The organism is Nocardia sp. NPDC051321, assembly GCF_044455225.1.
Lineage (GTDB): Bacteria > Actinomycetota > Actinomycetes > Mycobacteriales > Mycobacteriaceae > Nocardia.
Map to the genome: position 1 here is coordinate 75,499 of NZ_JBITEM010000018.1, position 18,014 is coordinate 93,512.

24 protein-coding genes are annotated in these 18,014 nt (G+C 64.2%); 17 read left to right on the forward strand and 7 right to left on the reverse strand.

The window, feature by feature from the left end; genetic code table 11:
• Positions 1-120: 120 nt before the first annotated feature.
• Positions 121-933 (reverse strand): glycosyltransferase family 2 protein, encoded by an 813-nt coding sequence (locus tag ACIA8C_RS36180; RefSeq protein WP_397142720.1) that lies wholly within the window; start codon positions 931-933, stop codon positions 121-123.
• 1 nt (position 934) lies between these two features.
• Positions 935-1,732 (reverse strand): GntR family transcriptional regulator, encoded by a 798-nt coding sequence (locus ACIA8C_RS36185; protein WP_397142722.1) that lies wholly within the window; start codon positions 1,730-1,732, stop codon positions 935-937.
• A gap of 130 nt (positions 1,733-1,862) precedes the next feature.
• Here ACIA8C_RS36185 and ACIA8C_RS36190 point away from each other — a divergent pair, with 130 nt between their 5' ends.
• From ACIA8C_RS36190 to ACIA8C_RS36260, 15 genes are read left to right on the forward strand one after another with little or no spacing between them, the layout of a single operon-like run.
• Complete coding sequence (locus ACIA8C_RS36190) at positions 1,863-2,318, forward strand: hypothetical protein (protein WP_397142724.1); 456 nt, start codon at positions 1,863-1,865, stop codon at positions 2,316-2,318.
• Positions 2,318-3,109: a DUF2637 domain-containing protein gene (locus tag ACIA8C_RS36195; protein ID WP_397142726.1), complete on the forward strand. Its 792-nt coding sequence runs from the start codon at positions 2,318-2,320 to the stop codon at positions 3,107-3,109. The genes ACIA8C_RS36190 and ACIA8C_RS36195 overlap by 1 nt, the downstream gene beginning before the upstream one ends.
• Positions 3,110-3,119: 10 nt before the next feature.
• Positions 3,120-3,431, forward strand: coding sequence for a hypothetical protein (locus ACIA8C_RS36200; protein WP_397142728.1), 312 nt, complete (start codon positions 3,120-3,122; stop codon positions 3,429-3,431).
• Positions 3,431-3,718 (forward strand): hypothetical protein, encoded by a 288-nt coding sequence (locus ACIA8C_RS36205; protein WP_397142730.1) that lies wholly within the window; start codon positions 3,431-3,433, stop codon positions 3,716-3,718. Before ACIA8C_RS36200 ends, ACIA8C_RS36205 begins: the two co-directional genes overlap by 1 nt.
• Positions 3,718-3,936, forward strand: a complete 219-nt coding sequence (locus ACIA8C_RS36210) for a hypothetical protein (RefSeq protein WP_397142732.1) — start codon at positions 3,718-3,720, stop codon at positions 3,934-3,936. Before ACIA8C_RS36205 ends, ACIA8C_RS36210 begins: the two co-directional genes overlap by 1 nt.
• A complete protein-coding gene (locus tag ACIA8C_RS36215; RefSeq protein ID WP_397142734.1) occupies positions 3,936-4,349 on the forward strand; it encodes a hypothetical protein in 414 nt (137 codons plus the stop codon). Before ACIA8C_RS36210 ends, ACIA8C_RS36215 begins: the two co-directional genes overlap by 1 nt.
• Positions 4,349-5,653: an FtsK/SpoIIIE domain-containing protein gene (locus tag ACIA8C_RS36220; protein WP_397142939.1), complete on the forward strand. Its 1,305-nt coding sequence runs from the start codon at positions 4,349-4,351 to the stop codon at positions 5,651-5,653. Before ACIA8C_RS36215 ends, ACIA8C_RS36220 begins: the two co-directional genes overlap by 1 nt.
• Complete coding sequence (locus ACIA8C_RS36225) at positions 5,650-5,883, forward strand: hypothetical protein (protein ID WP_397142736.1); 234 nt, start codon at positions 5,650-5,652, stop codon at positions 5,881-5,883. The genes ACIA8C_RS36220 and ACIA8C_RS36225 overlap by 4 nt, the downstream gene beginning before the upstream one ends.
• Positions 5,884-5,904: 21 nt before the next feature.
• On the forward strand, positions 5,905-6,216 hold the full coding sequence (locus ACIA8C_RS36230) for a hypothetical protein (RefSeq protein ID WP_397142738.1): 312 nt from the start codon (positions 5,905-5,907) through the stop codon (positions 6,214-6,216).
• The gene (locus tag ACIA8C_RS36235) at positions 6,213-6,368 is read left to right on the forward strand and encodes a hypothetical protein (RefSeq protein WP_397142740.1); all 156 of its coding nucleotides are present in this window, start codon (positions 6,213-6,215) and stop codon (positions 6,366-6,368) included. Before ACIA8C_RS36230 ends, ACIA8C_RS36235 begins: the two co-directional genes overlap by 4 nt.
• Complete coding sequence (locus ACIA8C_RS36240) at positions 6,365-6,604, forward strand: hypothetical protein (RefSeq protein WP_397142742.1); 240 nt, start codon at positions 6,365-6,367, stop codon at positions 6,602-6,604. The genes ACIA8C_RS36235 and ACIA8C_RS36240 overlap by 4 nt, the downstream gene beginning before the upstream one ends.
• A complete protein-coding gene (locus ACIA8C_RS36245; protein WP_397142744.1) occupies positions 6,604-7,230 on the forward strand; it encodes a hypothetical protein in 627 nt (208 codons plus the stop codon). Before ACIA8C_RS36240 ends, ACIA8C_RS36245 begins: the two co-directional genes overlap by 1 nt.
• Positions 7,230-8,921 (forward strand): replication initiator, encoded by a 1,692-nt coding sequence (locus ACIA8C_RS36250; RefSeq protein ID WP_397142746.1) that lies wholly within the window; start codon positions 7,230-7,232, stop codon positions 8,919-8,921. Before ACIA8C_RS36245 ends, ACIA8C_RS36250 begins: the two co-directional genes overlap by 1 nt.
• Before the next feature lie 14 nt (positions 8,922-8,935).
• Positions 8,936-9,121, forward strand: a complete 186-nt coding sequence (locus ACIA8C_RS36255; protein ID WP_397142748.1) for a helix-turn-helix transcriptional regulator — start codon at positions 8,936-8,938, stop codon at positions 9,119-9,121.
• On the forward strand, positions 9,121-10,386 hold the full coding sequence (locus tag ACIA8C_RS36260; protein WP_397142941.1) for a tyrosine-type recombinase/integrase: 1,266 nt from the start codon (positions 9,121-9,123) through the stop codon (positions 10,384-10,386). Before ACIA8C_RS36255 ends, ACIA8C_RS36260 begins: the two co-directional genes overlap by 1 nt.
• A gap of 93 nt (positions 10,387-10,479) precedes the next feature.
• Here the strand turns inward: ACIA8C_RS36260 and ACIA8C_RS36265 are convergent, their stop codons facing one another.
• Positions 10,480-11,709, reverse strand: a complete 1,230-nt coding sequence (locus ACIA8C_RS36265) for an acyl-CoA dehydrogenase family protein (RefSeq protein WP_397142750.1) — start codon at positions 11,707-11,709, stop codon at positions 10,480-10,482.
• A 33-nt stretch (positions 11,710-11,742) separates the two neighbouring features.
• The gene (locus ACIA8C_RS36270; protein WP_397142752.1) at positions 11,743-13,137 is read right to left on the reverse strand and encodes an acyl-CoA dehydrogenase family protein; all 1,395 of its coding nucleotides are present in this window, start codon (positions 13,135-13,137) and stop codon (positions 11,743-11,745) included.
• A 130-nt stretch (positions 13,138-13,267) separates the two neighbouring features.
• Between ACIA8C_RS36270 and ACIA8C_RS36275 the strand changes: the two genes are divergently transcribed.
• On the forward strand, positions 13,268-14,761 hold the full coding sequence (locus tag ACIA8C_RS36275) for a hypothetical protein (RefSeq protein WP_397142754.1): 1,494 nt from the start codon (positions 13,268-13,270) through the stop codon (positions 14,759-14,761).
• An 89-nt stretch (positions 14,762-14,850) separates the two neighbouring features.
• Here ACIA8C_RS36275 and ACIA8C_RS36280 read toward each other — a convergent pair whose 3' ends face one another.
• The gene (locus ACIA8C_RS36280) at positions 14,851-15,612 is read right to left on the reverse strand and encodes an alpha/beta fold hydrolase (protein WP_397142756.1); all 762 of its coding nucleotides are present in this window, start codon (positions 15,610-15,612) and stop codon (positions 14,851-14,853) included.
• 59 nt (positions 15,613-15,671) lie between these two features.
• Here ACIA8C_RS36280 and ACIA8C_RS36285 point away from each other — a divergent pair, with 59 nt between their 5' ends.
• Positions 15,672-16,040 (forward strand): MerR family transcriptional regulator, encoded by a 369-nt coding sequence (locus ACIA8C_RS36285; protein WP_397142758.1) that lies wholly within the window; start codon positions 15,672-15,674, stop codon positions 16,038-16,040.
• 132 nt (positions 16,041-16,172) lie between these two features.
• On the opposite strand, the gene ftsX is transcribed toward ACIA8C_RS36285, so the two are convergent.
• Together ftsX and ftsE are read right to left on the reverse strand one after the other, a co-directional pair.
• Positions 16,173-17,078 carry a permease-like cell division protein FtsX gene (gene ftsX, locus ACIA8C_RS36290; protein WP_396992791.1) on the reverse strand — a complete coding sequence of 302 codons (906 nt, stop codon included), beginning with the start codon at positions 17,076-17,078 and terminating at the stop codon, positions 16,173-16,175.
• A complete protein-coding gene (gene ftsE / locus ACIA8C_RS36295) occupies positions 17,078-17,767 on the reverse strand; it encodes a cell division ATP-binding protein FtsE (RefSeq protein WP_396992792.1) in 690 nt (229 codons plus the stop codon). Before ftsE ends, ftsX begins: the two co-directional genes overlap by 1 nt.
• Between the last annotated feature and the right edge of the window lie 247 nt (positions 17,768-18,014).

The following is an 18,014-nucleotide window of genomic DNA, read 5'->3' on the forward strand; positions in this document are numbered from 1 at the left end:
GTCCGCCGAGTGCGGGCTAGGTAGCCCACCAGGTGGGGCCGTCGTGCGAGGCGGCCCTACCGCTCAGCATCACTCGCGTGACACTCCGATCATACTCGATATCAAATGGTGCGAACCGATCTAGTTGTTGGTGATCGCCTTCAGCGAAGGCGCGATGGTGATTGCATGGCTGTCGTCATTGGGCACGGCAGGCCCGAGGCGTAACCCGGAATTTCGTACGGCAACAGCACGTTGAAGTGCCATCCTGCGTCCGTGATCGCTCCAGGTGCGGTGATGGGTCGACCGAACAGTTTGGTCTGGGTGCTGGCGATATAGCCAGGTATGCCGCTCATCAAAGTGGCCGTCAGCCATACCGGACAGGCCAGCAAACATGATCAGGTCGTCATCGGTTGGAAGACCTCCCCACCCGCCGACAAGTCGAACCGATGCCGTCCGCATCATCAGTCCAGCACAGTGCAGCGGCCAACTGCCCTGGTGCGCGAATGCCCAATCGTTGACCGCGCCCGCGGTTACTCGCCCAAAGGGCAGATCAGGATACGGCGGAAACGATTTCCGAGATCCGTCGGGCAAGAGATCATCAGCCTGGCCGAGTGCCCAATGGATTGTGCGATCCGAAAATGCCGGAATCAACGTTGTAAACGCATCCGGTAGCAGCAGGTCGTCAGCATCCAAAACCTGGACTAACTCACCTTCCGCCCGATTGAGGCCGAGGTTGCGGGTACCGGCAATGCCAAGTTTCGCGCCGTTAGCTGCGTACTTGATTCGAGGGCTTTCCGATACGATTGCAGCGATTTCGGACGACGGCCCGTCTTCTTGCAGAATCCACTCAAGCTCCCAATCCTGCGGCAGACGGAGGGCTTCGATACTCGCCAGCGTCTCGCGAAGGAAGCCAGAGCCTGGCTGATGGACGGCGGTCAGAATCGAGATGAGCACGCTACTTCACCCACTTCGCGAGGTGGGTCGTGTAGACGAGCTGGGTTCGATCGCCCGGAAGGATGACGTCCGCGACTTCTACTACTCGACCAGTGGTATCGATCGAATACTTACGAAGCTCGAACACAGCAGTGCCTTCCAGGGACAGCCCCAGTTCTTCAGCTTCGCGAGCGGTCGGAGGGCGCGCTTCTATTTCCTCGGTGATAGTTGCGACTTCGATTCCAATGGTGCACAGCTGGTGTTGCGTTCCGCCTGGCCAAGGTTCGTTTGTTTCGTCAAGCAAGTCCGGGTTACCTTCCGCCAGTTCATAGATGAGATACGAGCGGGAAAGATTGAAGGGTGCATCATCGGTGCGCGAGTGAGTGCGGTAATCGCGTTGAAGAAGCTTCGTACCGACTGGCACAGCGAAAGCATCGGCTAAATCATCGGTCGCGTTGATCACTTCGTAGCGGGCGCTGAAAACTAGGTCCGGCATCGACAAACCGGTGTCGTGTTCGGTTGCACCGGTAGACCGACGAACTGAGTCGGGTTCGCGGACGCGGTTCTTCTCCCACTGGTAACGCTCGTCGGTACGACGAACTTTGACGCGCGGGACGCGGACGTACGTTCCTACGCCGTGCTTCGCCTCGATGAGACCTTCCGCGCGTAGCACCGCCAACGCCTGACGGACGGTCGGAGTGCTGACCTTGTACTGCTCCATCAACGCCGCTTCACCTGGAACGCGATCGCCAGGATGTAGCTCCCCGGCCTCGATCCGCTGTCGAAGCGCGTCAGCGATGAGCTCGTACTTTGCGGGCATCGTCTTCCTTCCGTGGGGCTGAGGACTCCATCTTATGTCCTCTGTAGGTCTTGACACCCATCAATTCTAGTTCTAACGTTCTCTATAGAACAGTCCTACAGAGGACATGAAAACAAGAGGAGTTGACGTCATGGCTTTGAAAGATGTGTGGTTCACGCCGGAGTTTCGTGAGGCGTTCCCCAGGGGCTTGTTCCTGCTGGGAGAGATCTCGCCGGTGACCGAGTTCAACAACGATCGCAACGCACCGAAGATCCAGAAGCAGGAGCTCGACGCTGACGGCAACGGCACCGGTAAGCGGTTGTGGAAGGGCACGGTGACCGACCCTGATGCAGCGAACGCGCGCAACGCCAGTTACGACGTGATTTTCGCTTCGCCCGTGCAGCCGGTGCCTGCGGTGGCCGAGATCGTGCCGGGGATGACTCCGATCGAGCTGGAGGGCTTGCAGATCAAGCCAAAGGTCGTGGGTACCGGTGAGTTCAAGAGCATCGGCTGGACGATCCGGGCGTCGGGCATCAAGGGCGATACCTCCGGTGCGAAGCAGACGCCGAACGATCCGGGTGCAACTCGGGCTCCTAAGGCGGCGTGATGAGGACGGCGGATCAGTCGACGGGCATGGTTTGGGCGCGCTGGTCCGCCGTGGTCATCATCGTGATTATCGGGGCGGCCGCGTTCGTGCTCAGCTTCGCTGCGTTGCGTGATCTGGCGATTCTTGCCAACACTCCGAAGCGGTGGGCGTGGCTGTTCCCGGTGATCGTGGACGGCACCATCATCCAAGCAACCATCTCCGCGCTGGTGCTGGCGAAATCGCCGGAACGGCGTTGGTTCCTGTGGGTGCTCGGCACTGGTGCCATGGTCTCGATCGCGGGCAACAGCTTGCATGCGGTCGCGGCCGGCCGAATCCTGCCGTGGTGGGCCTCGGCCCTGGTCGCGGCGATCGCCCCGATCTCGCTGCTCATCGACACGCATGGGCTGGCGGTGTTGTTCCGTGCCGCACAACAAGATTCGATTCCTGAGCCTGTCTCACTGCCGGAACCGATCGCTAAACCGGTGAGCGCTCCGGTCTCGGTAGAGGCTCCTACTCGTCCTGCTCCTCGTCGTCGTGCGGTGTCCGCGCGTCGTGATCCGGCCACCGTGGCTCGGGCTGTCGCGATGCGCGCCGAGGGCAAGACCTACACCGAAATCGGTAAGGCCCTTGGTGTTTCGCCCCGCACGGCAGCGAACTACGCGCCTTCTTCCGCACCTGCCAGCACAGCGGCCAAACCTCGTCCGCTGACCCCGGTGGCTCCGGCTGCCTCGCCGGTATCGGTGCAATCCATTCATTCCTCGCGACCAGTGCAGCAGCTGCTGCCGATCGCTGTCCCTGTTGGGGGTAACTGACATGTCTTTCATGAGCGTATCCACGAGTTCGTCACGGACGGATGGTGTGAAGGTCGGGTATCGCCCGACATGCCTGTACGACGGCGTCGACGGCGGATCGATTCCGGCTTCGGTCGATATCAATCTGACCGGGTCGGGCGACGCCTGGCTGAACCTGTCCATCACTGATGCTCGATCGGTCCTGGCGAGCCTGCCGGTGGTGTTGGCCGAACACGCTGCGGCCAACGGTGATCCGGAGATGGCTGCCGCGTTGGTGATGATGGCGCGGCTTCTGCGCTCGCTCAACAACGCGGCCGCGGTTGATGTGAAGGCGGCGGCGTGATGTCCACGACTACTCAACGCGTTGTCCACCCGCCGTTTCTGGTGGCTGTGCTCGGTGCGCCTGCGGTCGCGATCATGGCGACAGCGGTCTTGCTGACCTCCGACCGTTCACCGGCCCCGGTGGCCTATCACACCAGCACCCCTACCGATGGGTGCGTGATGTTCTGCGAGGACGTTCCCAAGGCATCGTTCCGGGACGCCAACTGCGCTGATGGGCCGCCGCTGATCGGCTTCACGTTGTGGGAATGCGAGCCCACCGGTACCCCTAAGTCGAAGGGGAAGCGGTGATGAATACTCCGATCCTTGGTGAGCTGCGGAACGTGAAATACGTTGCGGCATCACCATTTCAACCGGTCGAGTCCGCGGCTCGGATGTCGTTCCTAGTCGGTGGAACCGAAATCCGGCTCAGCCTCGATGATGCCCGCCTGCTGGCCGAGGCGACACCGAACGTGCTCGCTGAACATTCGGTGTCACTGTCGTTCGCGCCGTTGCGGGGGCTGCTGTGATGCCGGGCAACGAGATGGTCCAAGCCGAAAACTACTGGGTCTCGCGTGACCCTGCGTGCCGGGTGTCGTTCCGGATCTTCGGAACCGGGGTCGAGGGCTACGGCTCCACTGCTGCCCGTTACGTGCCCAGGGGCGAGTACCAGTACACGACCGAGGGTCAGTACGAGGGGCTGGTGTGGCTGACCCTGGGCGGGCATCACACCGCCGGTCGAATGCCGTTGCTCGTGATGAGCGTGGACGCGGCTGAAGAACTCGTGCAGCTGCTGGCGGCTGCGGTGCGTGACGGCCGGATCGCCGAAGGTGCAGCGCTGGAACCGATTCCGTATCGCGACATCACGTGCGACCCGTGCGGCTGCTCGGAATGCGATGACGCGTTGGTGGCGCTTCTCGAGGCTGAGGCGGGTAAGCGGTGATGGCACTGATTGAACTCGTCGTGGCTGGTGGTGGTGCAGTGATCGGTGCGGGTGCGTTGATGTGGATGCGGTCCCTCGGTGCTGGTGTGCGCCCGCAAACCGTCGCTGATCTCGCTGCGGTCGCTCCGCGTGAATTACGGACCGCTGTCACGATTCTGGCTGATCCGCTGCAAACCAACATGATGCTGGCCGCCCTGGACTTGGGATCGGCGGAGTCCGGGTTCCCGCACATCGAATCCTGGGACTACGACGCGCACGGCCTGCATGCCGACGTGCTGATGCTGGGCGGGCAGAAGCTCAAGGACTGGAACAACGACGACGTTCTGGCCCAATTCGCCACCTACCTCGGAGTGGCTGAGGTGACAGTGTCCTCGCCCGCGTCGAGCTGGATTCGTCTCCAGGTGAGGGTGTTCGACACTCTCGCGGTCCCGGCAACGGCGCCGGTGACGGTCCCCAATGATGTGGACCTGGAGGCGATCCCAGTGGGTGTCCTGGAATCGGGGGACACCTGGTGGCTGGCGGTGCTGTATCGGCATCTGCTGATCGCTGGTGGCACCAACGCCGGTAAGGGCGGGCTGGTGTGGGCGATCATCGCCGGACTGGCTCCCGCGATCAAGGCCGGACTGGTCGAACTGTGGGTGGCTGATCCCAAGGGCGGCATGGAGTTCTGGCGGGGCCGCAAGCTCATGACCCGCTGCGAATTCACCGACGAGGGCATCGTCTCGATGATGGGCGACGCGGAAGCGCTGATGCTCGAGCGCGCCAACCACTGCCGCGAAGCCGGTATCGAAAAGCACGTCCCGACCGTGAAAGAGCCGCTGATCGTGGTCATTGTCGATGAGGCGGCATCGATGACCTCCTACGCCGAAAAGCCCTTGATCGAGAAGTTCGAACGCCACTACGGCAAGCTGCTCACCCAGGGCCGCGCTCCGGGGTTCTGCGTGATCACCTGCGTGCAGGACCCCTCCAAGGAAACCCTGCCCATGCGGCAGCTGATCCCGGTCCGTATCGCGTTGCGCCTGGATGAGAAAACCCAGATCGGGATGGTGCACGGTGCCTCGGCTCGTGATCGTGGCGCTCGCTGCGATGAAATCCCTTACAACACACCAGGTGTCGCCTACGTCCGCGAAGACAGCACCCCCAACATCGTGCGGGCACGCTCCTACCACGTGACCCGCGAGGACATCGCCTACCTGGTCGAGCATTACGCACCCGACCACGGTATCGACCTGGCCCCTCAAGGCGATTACAGCGACTTCGACCCCGATGACCTTGGCGACGACGAGGGCGGGGTGGCGGCATGACCAGCATGGGAGATATCCCGGCCCGCCCGGTGGTGAGCGTGCGTGTGTGTGGCCCGGCTACCTATGTCAACGAGCTGCTGGCGCTGCTGAACGAACTCGGGTTCGACCTGGAAACCAGCGGCACCTACCCGGCCCGGCACAGCACCCGCGACGTGCGCGTTTATGCCTCGATCACTCCGCGGCTGCTGCGCCCTCTGCGGTGGCTGCCTCCCGGCTCAGAAAGGCGGTGAACAGCCATGAAACGAGGGTTCGTGACCGAAACCCACGTCGTCGTCTACTGCGACATGTGCGGCGACGTCTACACCGAAAACACTGGCGAATCAATCTGTTTCGACTCCACCCAACAGGCCGTGGACTACATCCAAGCCCGATCGGCCGGTGTCGGCTGGATCTATGACGGTGACCGGATCTGGTGTGACGGCTGCATCGCCGCCGATCACTGCGACCGCATGGGGCACCAGTACCCCGACACCTGGCAGACCCGCAAACGCCTGCTCGGTATCTCCACCCGTCTGCGCACCTGCATGGTGTGCGGCATCCCTGAAATCGAGGCCCTGTCATGACCATTCACTTCGCTGACGACAACGACGGATTCGATTCCGACGAGATCGATGCCGCGATCCGGCTGCGCTCGGTGCGCCTGCTGGTAGAGGGCGGCGGGGCTACCGGATGGTACGACGACACCGGTTTCGATGATCAGGCCTGGGCGGCGTGAGCGGTCGTAAGCAGGTGCAGTGGGGCGTGCTGATCGGACTGGCGGTACGCCCGCTGCCCAAGGCCCGCAACGTCAACGACGCGAGTCTCTACGCCTGCAACCTCGAGATAGTCAAGAATCTCAAAGCCGTTGTGGTGTACCGGGATTCGGACACCGCGAACTGGCGTACATGGAGCGATGAAACCCCGGTGCCGACTCAGCTGGCACTGGATCTGTACGAAAAGGAGGCCCAGTGATGGCCACGAAAACCACTGACACACACAAAGAACCGGCTGAGGTCATCCTCGAAGCCCTGTTGATGCTGCTGTGGCACATCGTCAAACTCGCCGTGGTGGCGGCTTGGTGGGCGGTGCTGTTTCCCATGGTCTCGGTTCCGGTCGCCGGTGCTGTCGCGGCCGGCCTTTTCCTCGGGTCGTCGTGGGCGGTCGTGGTGGTCGGGGTGTCCATCGCGGGGATGGTGCTCTGGCGTGCGAAGCATCCGGAGACCTTCGAGCGGTGGCTCACCGGACGCGCACGTGCCCGATTCCTGCGCTGGTGGCGCTACCGGCTGCGCTGGGACAAGCGACTAGAAGCCTGCAAACTCACCGTGACCGCTGAAACGTCGACGTTCGTTCCGCGGCTCCTCCTGGCCGAGATCGGTGACGGCATGGACTGGGTGAGGGTGAAGATGCTCGATGGTCAATGCCCCGCCGACTACGAAAACCGCGTCGAGCGCCTGGCCCACACCTTCGAGGCCCTGGAATGCCGCGCCACTGTCGTCGGCCCCGGCGTGATCGAGCTGGGATTCCGCTACACCGATGCCCTCGCCGAACCCGTCGCCATGCCCCGTATCGACCCTGGCTTCCGGAAGGACGTTGCCTGATGAACGTCTCCACCGACCTACCCAAGATGGGGGGAACGGCGGCTCAACGCCGTGCCCTACCCAACCTCTACGAGGTCGCTCAAGCTGCTGCCGAGCAATACCAGGTGTGTAAACGGCCGATCGCGATGCGGGTCGAAGACCCCAAGACCGGAACCGTCACCTACGAAGGGTCCCCGTGCAAGTCCACGATCGAATCGGTGTGCCCTGCGTGCGCGAAATCGCACTGGCTGCTGCGGTTCGCTCAGTGTCGCGAAGGCTGGCACGTCGGCACCGAACCAGTCGACCCCGCCAGTGACCCGACCGACAGACAAGTCGAATTGCTCACTGACAGAGCCGATCTCGTGGCTCAATATCGGACCGCTGTTGCCGACGCGGCCGAGGACCTCGCTGCCCATCTGCGTGCGGTGGTAGCGGGGCTGGATGAGGATCTGCGCGAAACCGGTCTACGTGGGCGTCTCCCGGGTCTGGACGCCACTACCAAGGGTCGGCGTCGGCGCTCCACTCGTCGCCGTCAGGACGTCCCGGACCTGCCTCGCCGCAAGGTCACCAAGACCACGGTGGGCAAGGTCTTCGCCGGTAAGCACCAACCCTCGATGTTCGTCACCCTCACCATGGATTCCTACGGACGGATCAACCGTGACGGCGCCGGGGTCGATGAGAAAGGCAACCCGGTCTCCGACGGTTCACCGGTGAACATCGACGGCTACGACTACGTTCGTGCCGCGCGTGACATCGTGTTCTTCTCCAAGCTGGTCGACCGGTGGATTCAGAACCTGCGCCGGGCGGTCGGTCGCGACGTGCAGTACTTCGCCACCGTGGAACCGCAGAAACGGGGTGCCCCGCACCTGCACATCCTGATCCGGGGTGCGATCTCGCGCGAGATCCTGAAGTTGGTTACCGCGGCGACCTACCACCAGGTGTGGTGGCCGTATTTCAACGCCGAGAACCGCGTCTACGGCGGAGATTTCCAGCCGGTCTGGGATCACAAACGCGCGACCTTCATCGACCCCGACACCAAGCAGTCACTCAAATACTGGGACGACGCGCTCGACACCCTCGACCAGATAGACGACCTCGAGCCTGCGCATGTGGTGCGCTTCGGTGCCCAGATGGACCGCAAAAGCATCAAGGGCGTGATCCCGGAAAAGGCCGGCCGAACCATCGGCTACGTCACCAAATACCTGACCAAGTCCATCAGCGAAATCGTTGAAGCCCAGTCAGATCGGGCCGCAGAGCATTACGACCGCCTCCACGCCCAGCTTCAGACGGTGCCGTGCTCGCCTCGCTGCGCGGTGTGGCTGGAATACGGCATCGTCCCCCAGGGCGCCAGCGACAAAACCGTACCGGGCCGTTGCCGGGGCAAAGCACACCGCCGCGACACCCTCGGCCTGCCCGGTCGCCGCGTCCTGGTCTCCCGGCGTTGGTCGGGCAAGACCCTCATCGACCACAAACAAGACCGAGTCGAGTTTGTTCGGCAACTGCTCGCCGACGCCGGAATCGAGCAAGCCGACACCTCACACCTGAAGGTCACCCCGGTCGAGGCGGGCGACAAGTCCCGGCCCCTGCGTGAACACCTGATCCTGGGTGCGATCGCCAAACGCACCACCTGGCGGGCGCAACTGATGCGAGCGCAACTTGCCGCCGATCCACCAGGTGCGCAAGAAACTTCGGCAACTCAGCAAGCGGCATAGGGGAGGACTCGATCATGGAACTACCAAGCGATCGGCTATGGACGGTGGAGGAAGCCTCGTACTTCCTCAACGTGCCCGTCAAGACGCTCTACCAGTGGAAATGGCTCGGGGAAGGCCCGCCAGTGCGCAAGGTCGGCCGCCATTTGCGCTACAACCCTGCCCGGCTGCGGGCCTGGGCCGACATGGACGAGGCAGCCTGATGGGACACGTAGACGATCGCTGGTGGCGACCCCAGCGCGACGAGAACGACAAAGTCGTGGTCAATGGGCGCGGCAAACCGGTCATGGAAAAGACCGAGCTGTACGGGCGTGGGCTTCGCTATCGGGTCCGCTACATCGACCCGGATGGCATCGAACGGTCGAAGTCGTTCCCGGACCGGGAGAAGAAGCGCGCCGATGACTTCTTGATCGAGGTCGAATCCGACAAGCGCGAAGGTAAGTACATCGACCCACGCGCTGCGACCAAACCCTTTCGGCAGCAAGCGGAAAGCTGGTACAAGGCACAGTCGACCGACCCGGCGACGAGGGAGACGTTGCGGAGCCGCCTGGAGTCCCGTATCTATCCGACGTTCGGCAAGTTGCCGCTGGGGCGAATCGGACCGGCGACTATCCGCGATTGGGTGAGCGAGCTCGAGGAGCGCAAGTACTCCGACAACTACATGTACGTGCTGTTCGGAATCGTCTCCGGCGTGCTGGATTCTGCGGTGGACGACAAGCTGATCCGGGAGAACCCGTGCCAGGCGAAGACGGTCCGCCGACCAGTCGCCCGTAGTCCGAAAGTCGTTGTGTGGCCGGATGATCGGATATCGGCAGTGCGGCAGGGCTTGAAGGAATTGAAGCCGCGATTCGCGATCGTCGTTCCGATCGGTGCCGGGCTCGGACCGCGTCAAGGTGAGATTTTGGGCTTCTCGCCCGATGACATCGACCGCGAGGCCATGACGGTGCATATCCAGCGTCAAGTGAAGTTCGTCAAGGGCGTCTTGATGTTCGCGTTACCCAAGCGGGAGAAGACCCGATACGTCCCGCTGTCGCAAAAGGTATTGGATGACATCGACCGCCATATAGAGCTGTATCCGCCTCAACCGGTGACGTTGCCGTGGGCGAGCCCGGATGGCGATCCGATCACCGTGTCCTTGTTGATCACTGACGAGAAGGGCCACACGATGAGCGGGGACCTGTTCAACAAGGTGGTCTGGAAGCCCGCGTTCGGCGCAGCAAAGCTCGAGTACCGGCCGCGGGCTGACGGCATGCATTCCGGCCTCCGGCACCTGTACGCATCGAAACTGCTTGCGCGTGGTGTGTCGGTCAAGGAGCTAGCGGACTTCCTCGGTCACGAGGACCCAGGGTTTACGTTGCGGGTGTATACGCACCTGATCTCGTCCAGCAACGAGCGTGCCCGTCAGGCCGTGGACGACGCGTCGAGCGCATGGACTCTACCGACCGATGACGGCCTGGTGACGGCCTGAGATCGAGAAATCCGGGTGCAGAACTACCGTGCAAACAGAAATCCGGTGCGAGCCACGAACCAGACTCGCACCGGATTTCTGTTGTCTAGCAGGCTATTTCAGCTCGGCGCTGGTCTTGCCGAGTACCCGGCGAGCCACGATGAGCTGCTGGATCTGCTGGGTGCCTTCGAAGATGTCCAGAATCTTCGAGTCGCGGCCCCACTTCTCCAGCAGGGTGCGCTGCGAGTAGCCGATGGCGCCGGCCAGTTCGACGGCCTTGAGGGAGACGTCGGTGCCGGTGCGGCCTGCCTTGGCCTTGGACATCGAGGCCTCGAGCGAGTTCGGCTTCTTGTTGTCGGCCATCCACGCGGCACGCAGCGACAGCAGGTAGGCGGCCTCGTAATCGGCTTCCATGCGCAGGAATTCGGCGGCCGCGGCGTGCTGGTTGTTCGGCGGGGTGTCGTAGGAGATCTCGACACCGGCGTCGGTCAGGACGGCACGCAGCTCCTCGAGGGCGGCACGGGCGACGCCGACCGCCATCGCGGCAACGAGCGGACGGGTGTTGTCGAAGGTCTGCATGACCCCGGCAAAACCCTTCTCCACGTTGACTTCCGGGCTACCGAGGATGTTGTCCTTCGGAATCCGGCAGTCCTGCAGCAGCAGCACGGCGGTGTCAGAGGCCTTGATGCCGAGCTTGTGCTCGAGCCGGGCCACCGAAAGCCCTGGGGCATCACGCGGCACGACGAACGACTTGATCGCCGCGCGGCCGAGGCTCCTGTCCACTGATGCCCACACCACGATGTGGGTGGACCGCTGGCCCGCGGTCACGAAGATCTTCTCGCCGTTGAGCACCCACTCGTCGCCGTCCAGCACGGCGGTGGTGGTGACGGCGGCGGAGTCGGAGCCGAAGGACGGCTCGGTGATCGCCATCGAGGCCCACACCTTGCCGAAACGCTTCAGCTGCTCGTCGGTGGCGACGGCCGCGATGGCCGCGTTGCCAAGACCCTGGTAGGGGATCGACAGCATCAGGCCGACGTCACCCCAGGAGGTCTCCAGGGCGTTCAGCAGCGCGGACATATTGCCGCCGTTGCTGTTTCCGAGCAGCTCGGTGGCGTGCGCGTCCGACTCGCTGTCGTCCTCGCGGCCGCCCGCGGCGCCGCCGATCTTCTGGGTGCCGGAGTCGGCGAGGCCTTCCACCATGGCGGCCATGGTGTCCAGCTCGACCGGGTACTCGTGCTCGGCGAGGTCGTACTTGCGCGAGATCGGCCGGAAGATCTCGGTCGCGACCTGGTGGGCCTGGTTGGCGCTGGCCCGCAGCTTCTTGGGGAGTTCGAGATTGATCATGGGAAGTCTCCTGGAAGGTAAGGAACGAGCCGGTTAGATGAGCACGACGCCTTCGGCGACGCCGATGCCCCGCAGGTCGCGGTACCAGCGCTCGACCGGGTGTTCCTTTGTGAAGCCGTGGCCGCCGAGCAGCTGCACGCCGTCCAGACCGATCTGCATTCCCTTGTCCGTGGCCAGCTTTCGGGCCAGCGACGCCTCACGGGCGAAGGACAGACCCTGTTCCGCGCGCGAGGCACCCCGCAGGGTGACCAGCCGCAGGCCGTCGAGCTCGATCGCGATGTTGGCGACCATGAAGGCGACCGCCTGGCGGTGCGAAATCGGCTCACCGAACGCTTCCCGCTCGTTCACGTACGGAATCACGTAGTCCAGCACGGCCTGTCCGGTGCCGACCGCGAGCGAGGCCCAGCCGAGGCGGGCCAGCCGAACGGCGTCGGCGTAGTCCTCGGCGCGCTGCTTGGCGTCACCGTCGCCGAGGATGGCTTCGGTGCCGACCGCGACATTGTCGAGCAGCAGGCGACCGAGACCGGCGGCGCGCAGACCCATGCTCGGGTCGGCCTCGACGACCAGGCCCGGGGTGTCCGACGGAACGATGAAAAGCGCAGGGCGACCGTCGAGTTCGGCGGCGATCAGGAACAGCTCGGCATCCGCGGCGGCGGGTACCAGGCTCTTCAGCCCGGAGATCCGGTAGCCGCTCGGCGAGCGAACGGCCTTGGTCTGCAACGCGAACGGGTCGAACAGCGCGCGCGGCTCGCTGATCACCACGGAGGCCTGCGGCACGTTCTCGCCGGTGAAGGCGGGCAGGTAGGTCTTCTGCTGGGCGTCGGTGCCCCACTGGGACAGCGCGACCGCGACACCGCTCGGCGCGAGGATCGGCAGCGCCAGGCCCATGTCACCGTGCGCAAGCGCCTCGGCCACAAGGGAATTGGTGACCGCGCCACGCTCCGATGCGGCGCCCTCGAGCTCCTCGGGGACGTTGATCAGCGTGATGCCGAGCTGGGCGGCGCGCTCGAGCAGGTCGCGTGGGGCCTTCGCGGCGGCATCGGCGTCGTAGGCGGCCGGGCGCAGGATCTCCTCGGAGAACTCCCGCACCGTCTCGACGATCATCTGCTGCTCGTCGCTGGGGGTGAGGTCGAAGAAGTCCTTCGTCTTCGCCTCGTTCGGCGCGAGCCGCTTGGGCTGGCCGTTACCGGTGACCTTGGCGAAGGCACGGGTGGCGGCGCCGAGCGTGCGGAAACCGGTCTTGGTGCCTTCGTAGGTGACTCGCTCGATCGGCTTGCGCAGGTTGTACTTCTCGGCGAGCTCCGACCCGGTAATGGTCGTCATCACCCGCATGGCCGCGCCCATCCAGTCCCGCTTGGGGTGGCTGAGGCCGACTGCGGACGTGTCTGGACTTCGCTTCGTTGCGCTGTCTCGAGTGCTCATCATCACCTGTTTTCTCGGGTGGGTGGGGTGAGGTCTTGGCCCCGGCTATCTTACTCCTGAGTAAGACTATCTTACTCCAGAGTAAGAACCGCGTCGAGGTGCAGCATACGCCGCTTATCTGTGCCAGGCTGAGCGGGTGCCCATCGTCGCGGTGCTGTTTGCCGCTGTCCTGTTCGCCGGTGCCCCGCGGTATGGGTACCACCGGGACGAGTTGTACTTTTTGGCGGCTGGCCGCCACCTCTCGTGGGGGTACCCGGATCAGCCACCGCTAACGCCGCTCATTGCCAAGGCGATGGCCGCGATCGATCCCGATTCGTTATTCATACTGCGCTTGCCCGCGGTGCTCGCGGCCACCCTGGTCGTGGTGTGTGCCGGGTTGATGGCGCGGGAGTTCGGTGGCGGGCGGGGCGCCCAGGCGTTGGCTGCCGCCACGGTGGCGAGTGCGGCCGTGGTCATGGGGACCGGGCACGTGTTGAGCACCGCCGTGTTCGATCTGGCCGCGTGGTCGGTGGTGTCACTGATGGTGCTGAAGCTGATCCGCGGTGCACCCGACGAGGCCGACCGGCTGGCGGAGTCCGGGTCGATACGCCCAAAAGCGTGGTGGCTCAGCGGTCCACGGTGGTGGCTGGTGATCGGTGTGGTGATCGGTGCCGGGCTGCAGAACAAACTGCTGCTGATCTTCCCGGTGCTCGCGTTGCTGGTGTCAATGCTGGTGTTCGGGCCACGAAAGCTGTTTGCCACCAAGTTCTTTCCGATGGCGATCGGCATCGCGGTGCTGCTCTGGCTGCCGTATCTGGTGTGGCAGGCGCGCAACGGGTGGCCGCAGTGGGAGATGAGCCAGGCGATCGCGGGCGGTTCCTCCGGGACGTCGGATTCGCCGATCATGTTCGTGCTCTTGCAGTTCGGGCTGATCGGACCGCTGTTGGTGCCGTTGTGGGCGTTCGGCTTGTGGCGACTGGCTCGGGACAGCCGGTATCGCGCCTTCGCGGTCGCGTACGGCGTGCTTTTCGTGCTGTTCGTGGCGACCGGCGGGAAGGCGTACTACCTGGGCGGGATGTATCCGATCCTGCTCGCGGCGGGGGCGGTTCCCTTCGCCGCATGGCTGGGGCAGCGACGAATGCGTTGGGCAGCAGTGAGTTTCGTGGTCACGGTGAACATGATCTCGTCGGCGGTCCTGTTCCTGCCGGTCCTGCCGATTTCGATGCTGAAGGACTCACCGGTCCTCGCGATCAACTATGACGCGGGCGAAACGATCGGCTGGCCCGAGTTCACCCGCGAAGTCGGGGAGGCACGTGCGCGACTCGGCGGCGACGTCGCCATCCTCACCGCCAACTACGGCGAGGCCGGTGCCATCGAACGGTTCGGCGCACCCTACAACCTGCCGAAACCCCACTCCGGTCACAACTCCTACTGGTGGTGGGGGCCACCGAGCGACACCGCCACCGAGGTGCTCGCGGTCGGCATCGATCGAGACGAATTGGTGCGCGCCTTTACCGATGTCGAACCCGCGGGCCGCATCGACAACACCCGCGGCATCGACAACGACGAACAGGGCGCACCCCTGTTCATCTGCCGAAACCTCCGCGCCCCCTGGTCCGAGCTGTGGCCACACGCCAAACACCTGGGCTGACCTCCAGACACCGGACTGAGGCGGCATCGGGCGTCGAACGGGACATGACGCCGCACCCACTCGCCGCCATCTCCCGTTCGGTGACTGAACTACAGGCGGTGATGAGTGAGGAAGTGTTCGACGGTTTTGCGCCACTGATCGGGCTGTTCGGCCATGAGCACATGCCCCGCCGCGATCTCGGCGTATTCCGCGCCAGGGATGGCCTCGGCAAGAAAGCGTGAATTCGCCGGATCGATCAATAGGTCCTCGGTGGCATTGACGACCAGCGACGGCACGGTGATGCGCCCCAAATCGCCAGTCGTGTCGACGATTTCGACCAGGCCGGCCTGCTGGCGCGTGCCACCCGGAATGGTTGTCGCGCCGACCCGCACGAGTTCGTCGACCTGGTCGGCGGGCAGGTCGTTGAAGAATGCGGCGCTGAAGGCCTGCGCGAGGGCGAAACGGGCGAACGTGCTGGTGTCACCCCGGTCGAGCAGGTCCTGCCAGATCTGGACGGCGAGGCGAGCGCGGTTGTCTGCCTTGGCAAATCCCGCGGCGAGGATCAGTCCGCGCACCCGGTCCGGATGGCGCACCGCGGCCCGCACGGCCACCGCGCTGCCGAGGGAGTAACCCACGATGGTGAACGTCTCGACCCCGGCATCGACCGCGGCTGCGACGAGCGCGTCGGCGAGACCATCGAGGGTGAGCGGGATATCGCTGTCCGGATAGTCGGAGGCGACCACGGTATGCGTCGCGGCGAGTGCGGGGATCAGCGCGCCGAAGTTGGTCTCGATGGTGCCGCTCGCCCCGTGTGCGAGGACGAGGCCGGGTCCGGTGCCGTGCACCGTGGTCCGCAGGGGAATTGCTGTCATGCCAGCCAAGTTAGGAATTCACATGAGTGTGAAGGCAAGTCGAGGGTGAGCGAGGTCATATGTTGATCGGAGAACTGGCGCGCCGCACCTCGGTGAGCACCCGCCTGCTCAGGTACTACGAGGAACAGGGCCTGCTGCAACCGCAGCGCGACGCGCTCGGCTACCGATCATACGCCGAGGACGCGCCGGAACAGGTGGGCCACATCAGGGACATGTTGGCCGCGGGTCTGTCGACCGAGGACATCCGCAGCTTGATGCCTTGCGCGATCGACCACGTCAACAAGCGGATTCAAGCCTGCGACATGTCGCTGGACGTTGTCGAAAGCCGCCACAGCGACCTGGACGACAAGATCGCCGCACTCGAGCGACAGCGGGAGCTGCTCGCCGTGAAGCGCGCTTCGCTCAGGGACGCAATGCCAGCGAGCTGACCGGTCTTGCCGGACATTCTTCGGTGCCACGAGCCTGAATCTCGCTCCGCGACACGGAAAGTGTCCACTCAGGCCGATAACCAACGAGAGCCGGCCCAGAACTCTGGACCGGCTCTCCCTAGTGGCTCAACGCTATTCGCGCACGTAATACCGCAACGTTCCATACGCGGTCAGCGCGGCGAACACGATGCCGACCGGCGCGATCACCAACGCGACCATCGCGATGTCGTCACCGGTGATGCGCGGAAACACCTTGCTGGCGAACAGATCTCCGAGCGCCCGATCGATCACCAACGGCCGCGCGAGCAGCAGCCCGCCCACCGCGACGAGCGAACCGGCCAGCGCCGCGACCACCGCCTCCAACAGGAACGGCAACTGGGTGTACCAGCGGGTCGCGCCGACCAACCGCATGATGCCGACCTCGGTGCGCCGGGTGAACGCGGCGATCTGCACCATGTTCGCGATCAGCAGCAGCGCGGCAAGCGCCTGCAGCACGGCTAGCCCGAACGCGGCATTGCGGAGCCCGTCGAACAGGCTGACCAGCCGGTCCACGATGTCCTTGTCGTTGCGCACCATGCCGACGCCCGGTCGCTGATAGAACTTCTCGTAGATCTGCGGATACAGTTCCGCGTTCTTCATCTTCACCCGCAGCGACGCGGGCAGCGGTGTCTCGCTGACGTACTTGGCCAGCTCGGGCTGGTCCTTGAACGTCTTCTCCTTGGCCTCGCGGACAGCGTCGTCGCGGCTGAGGTACTGGACCGACTCGACGTCCTTGGTCGCCTTCAGGTCCGCCATCAGTGTCTTGCATGGATCGCGGGAGCAGTCCGGGTCGTTGGCGGAGACGTCCTCGGTGAGATACAGCCGCACCTCCAGCCGATCCAGGAAGTACTGCTCGGTCTTGTCGGCGATCCGCACCGCGAGCAGGCCGCCACCGAGCATGGTGAGCGAGACCGCGACGGTCAGGATCATCGCGATGGTCATCGTGACATTGCGCCGCAGACCGGCGAAGACCTCGCTGAACAGAAAACTCGCGCGCATCAGCGATCCACCCCGTAGACACCGGTCGCCTCGTCGCGCACCAGGCGGCCGCGATCGAGTTCGATCACTCGCCTGCGCATGGCGTCGACGATGTGGTTGTCATGGGTGGCCATCAGCACCGTGGTGCCGATCCGGTTGATCCGCTCCAGCAGCATCATGATGTCGCCGCTGGTGTCCGGATCCAGATTGCCGGTCGGTTCGTCGGCGAGCAGCACCAGCGGCCGGTTGACGAAGGCGCGGGCGATCGCCACCCGCTGCTGTTCGCCACCGGAAAGCTCGGACGGTAGTCGATCGGATTTGCCGCCGAGACCGACCATGTCGAGCACCTCGGGGACGGTGCGGTCGATGAACTGGCGCCGCTTGCCGATCACCTCCAGCGCGAACGCGACATTATCGTGCACCGACTTCTGCTGCAACAGCCGGAAATCCTGGAACACGCACCCCATCCGCTGGCGCAGCTTCGGCACCTTACGGCCGGGCAGCCGGTCCACTCGAAAGTCGGCAACCTGTATCTGCCCCGCGGTGGGGCTCTCCTCTTTCAACAGCAGACGCATGAAGGTGGACTTGCCCGAGCCGGACGGTCCGATGATGAAGACGAACTCGCCCTTGTCGACATCGACGGTGATGTTGTCCAGCGCGGGTCGCGTCGAGGTCTTATACGACTTGGTGACGTTCCGCATGGTGATCACGGGGAGCCAGTGTAGCCAGCAACGCTGGGTACACCGCGTTGCCGATCACCGAGGCCCGGCGAGTCCGCCGAGCTCAGCGTGGCGCGACCGCCGGATTAACCGCTGCGGGAACGGTGTTGAGGCTGGGCTCGGAGCCGGGTGTGAAAGGTTGCGTGAATTGGTGAGCCTGCGCGCTCCAGACGCAGTGCGCGACTCTATGGGCGGTACCCTGCTCCGCGAGATAGATGAGATGTAGCAGGACGAATTT

What these genes read in the sequence shown, in the direction of transcription:
- ACIA8C_RS36185 (WP_397142722.1), bottom strand. Translation starts at nt 1,732, where the DNA reads ATGCCCGCAAAGTACGAGCTCATCGCTGACGCGCTTCGACAGCGGATC.
- ACIA8C_RS36250 (WP_397142746.1), top strand. Translation starts at nt 7,230, where the DNA reads ATGAACGTCTCCACCGACCTACCCAAGATGGGGGGAACGGCGGCTCAA.
- ACIA8C_RS36285 (WP_397142758.1), top strand. Translation starts at nt 15,672, where the DNA reads ATGTTGATCGGAGAACTGGCGCGCCGCACCTCGGTGAGCACCCGCCTG.
- ftsX (WP_396992791.1), bottom strand. Translation starts at nt 17,078, where the DNA reads ATGCGCGCGAGTTTTCTGTTCAGCGAGGTCTTCGCCGGTCTGCGGCGC.
- ACIA8C_RS36265 (WP_397142750.1), bottom strand. Translation starts at nt 11,709, where the DNA reads ATGATCAATCTCGAACTCCCCAAGAAGCTGCGGGCCAGCGCCAACCAG.
- ACIA8C_RS36195 (WP_397142726.1), top strand. Translation starts at nt 2,318, where the DNA reads ATGAGGACGGCGGATCAGTCGACGGGCATGGTTTGGGCGCGCTGGTCC.
- ACIA8C_RS36220 (WP_397142939.1), top strand. Translation starts at nt 4,349, where the DNA reads ATGGCACTGATTGAACTCGTCGTGGCTGGTGGTGGTGCAGTGATCGGT.
- ACIA8C_RS36260 (WP_397142941.1), top strand. Translation starts at nt 9,121, where the DNA reads ATGGGACACGTAGACGATCGCTGGTGGCGACCCCAGCGCGACGAGAAC.
- ACIA8C_RS36210 (WP_397142732.1), top strand. Translation starts at nt 3,718, where the DNA reads ATGAATACTCCGATCCTTGGTGAGCTGCGGAACGTGAAATACGTTGCG.
- ACIA8C_RS36225 (WP_397142736.1), top strand. Translation starts at nt 5,650, where the DNA reads ATGACCAGCATGGGAGATATCCCGGCCCGCCCGGTGGTGAGCGTGCGT.
- ACIA8C_RS36200 (WP_397142728.1), top strand. Translation starts at nt 3,120, where the DNA reads ATGAGCGTATCCACGAGTTCGTCACGGACGGATGGTGTGAAGGTCGGG.
- ACIA8C_RS36190 (WP_397142724.1), top strand. Translation starts at nt 1,863, where the DNA reads ATGGCTTTGAAAGATGTGTGGTTCACGCCGGAGTTTCGTGAGGCGTTC.
- ACIA8C_RS36215 (WP_397142734.1), top strand. Translation starts at nt 3,936, where the DNA reads ATGCCGGGCAACGAGATGGTCCAAGCCGAAAACTACTGGGTCTCGCGT.
- ACIA8C_RS36255 (WP_397142748.1), top strand. Translation starts at nt 8,936, where the DNA reads ATGGAACTACCAAGCGATCGGCTATGGACGGTGGAGGAAGCCTCGTAC.
- ACIA8C_RS36245 (WP_397142744.1), top strand. Translation starts at nt 6,604, where the DNA reads ATGGCCACGAAAACCACTGACACACACAAAGAACCGGCTGAGGTCATC.
- ACIA8C_RS36280 (WP_397142756.1), bottom strand. Translation starts at nt 15,612, where the DNA reads ATGACAGCAATTCCCCTGCGGACCACGGTGCACGGCACCGGACCCGGC.
- ACIA8C_RS36205 (WP_397142730.1), top strand. Translation starts at nt 3,431, where the DNA reads ATGTCCACGACTACTCAACGCGTTGTCCACCCGCCGTTTCTGGTGGCT.
- ACIA8C_RS36235 (WP_397142740.1), top strand. Translation starts at nt 6,213, where the DNA reads ATGACCATTCACTTCGCTGACGACAACGACGGATTCGATTCCGACGAG.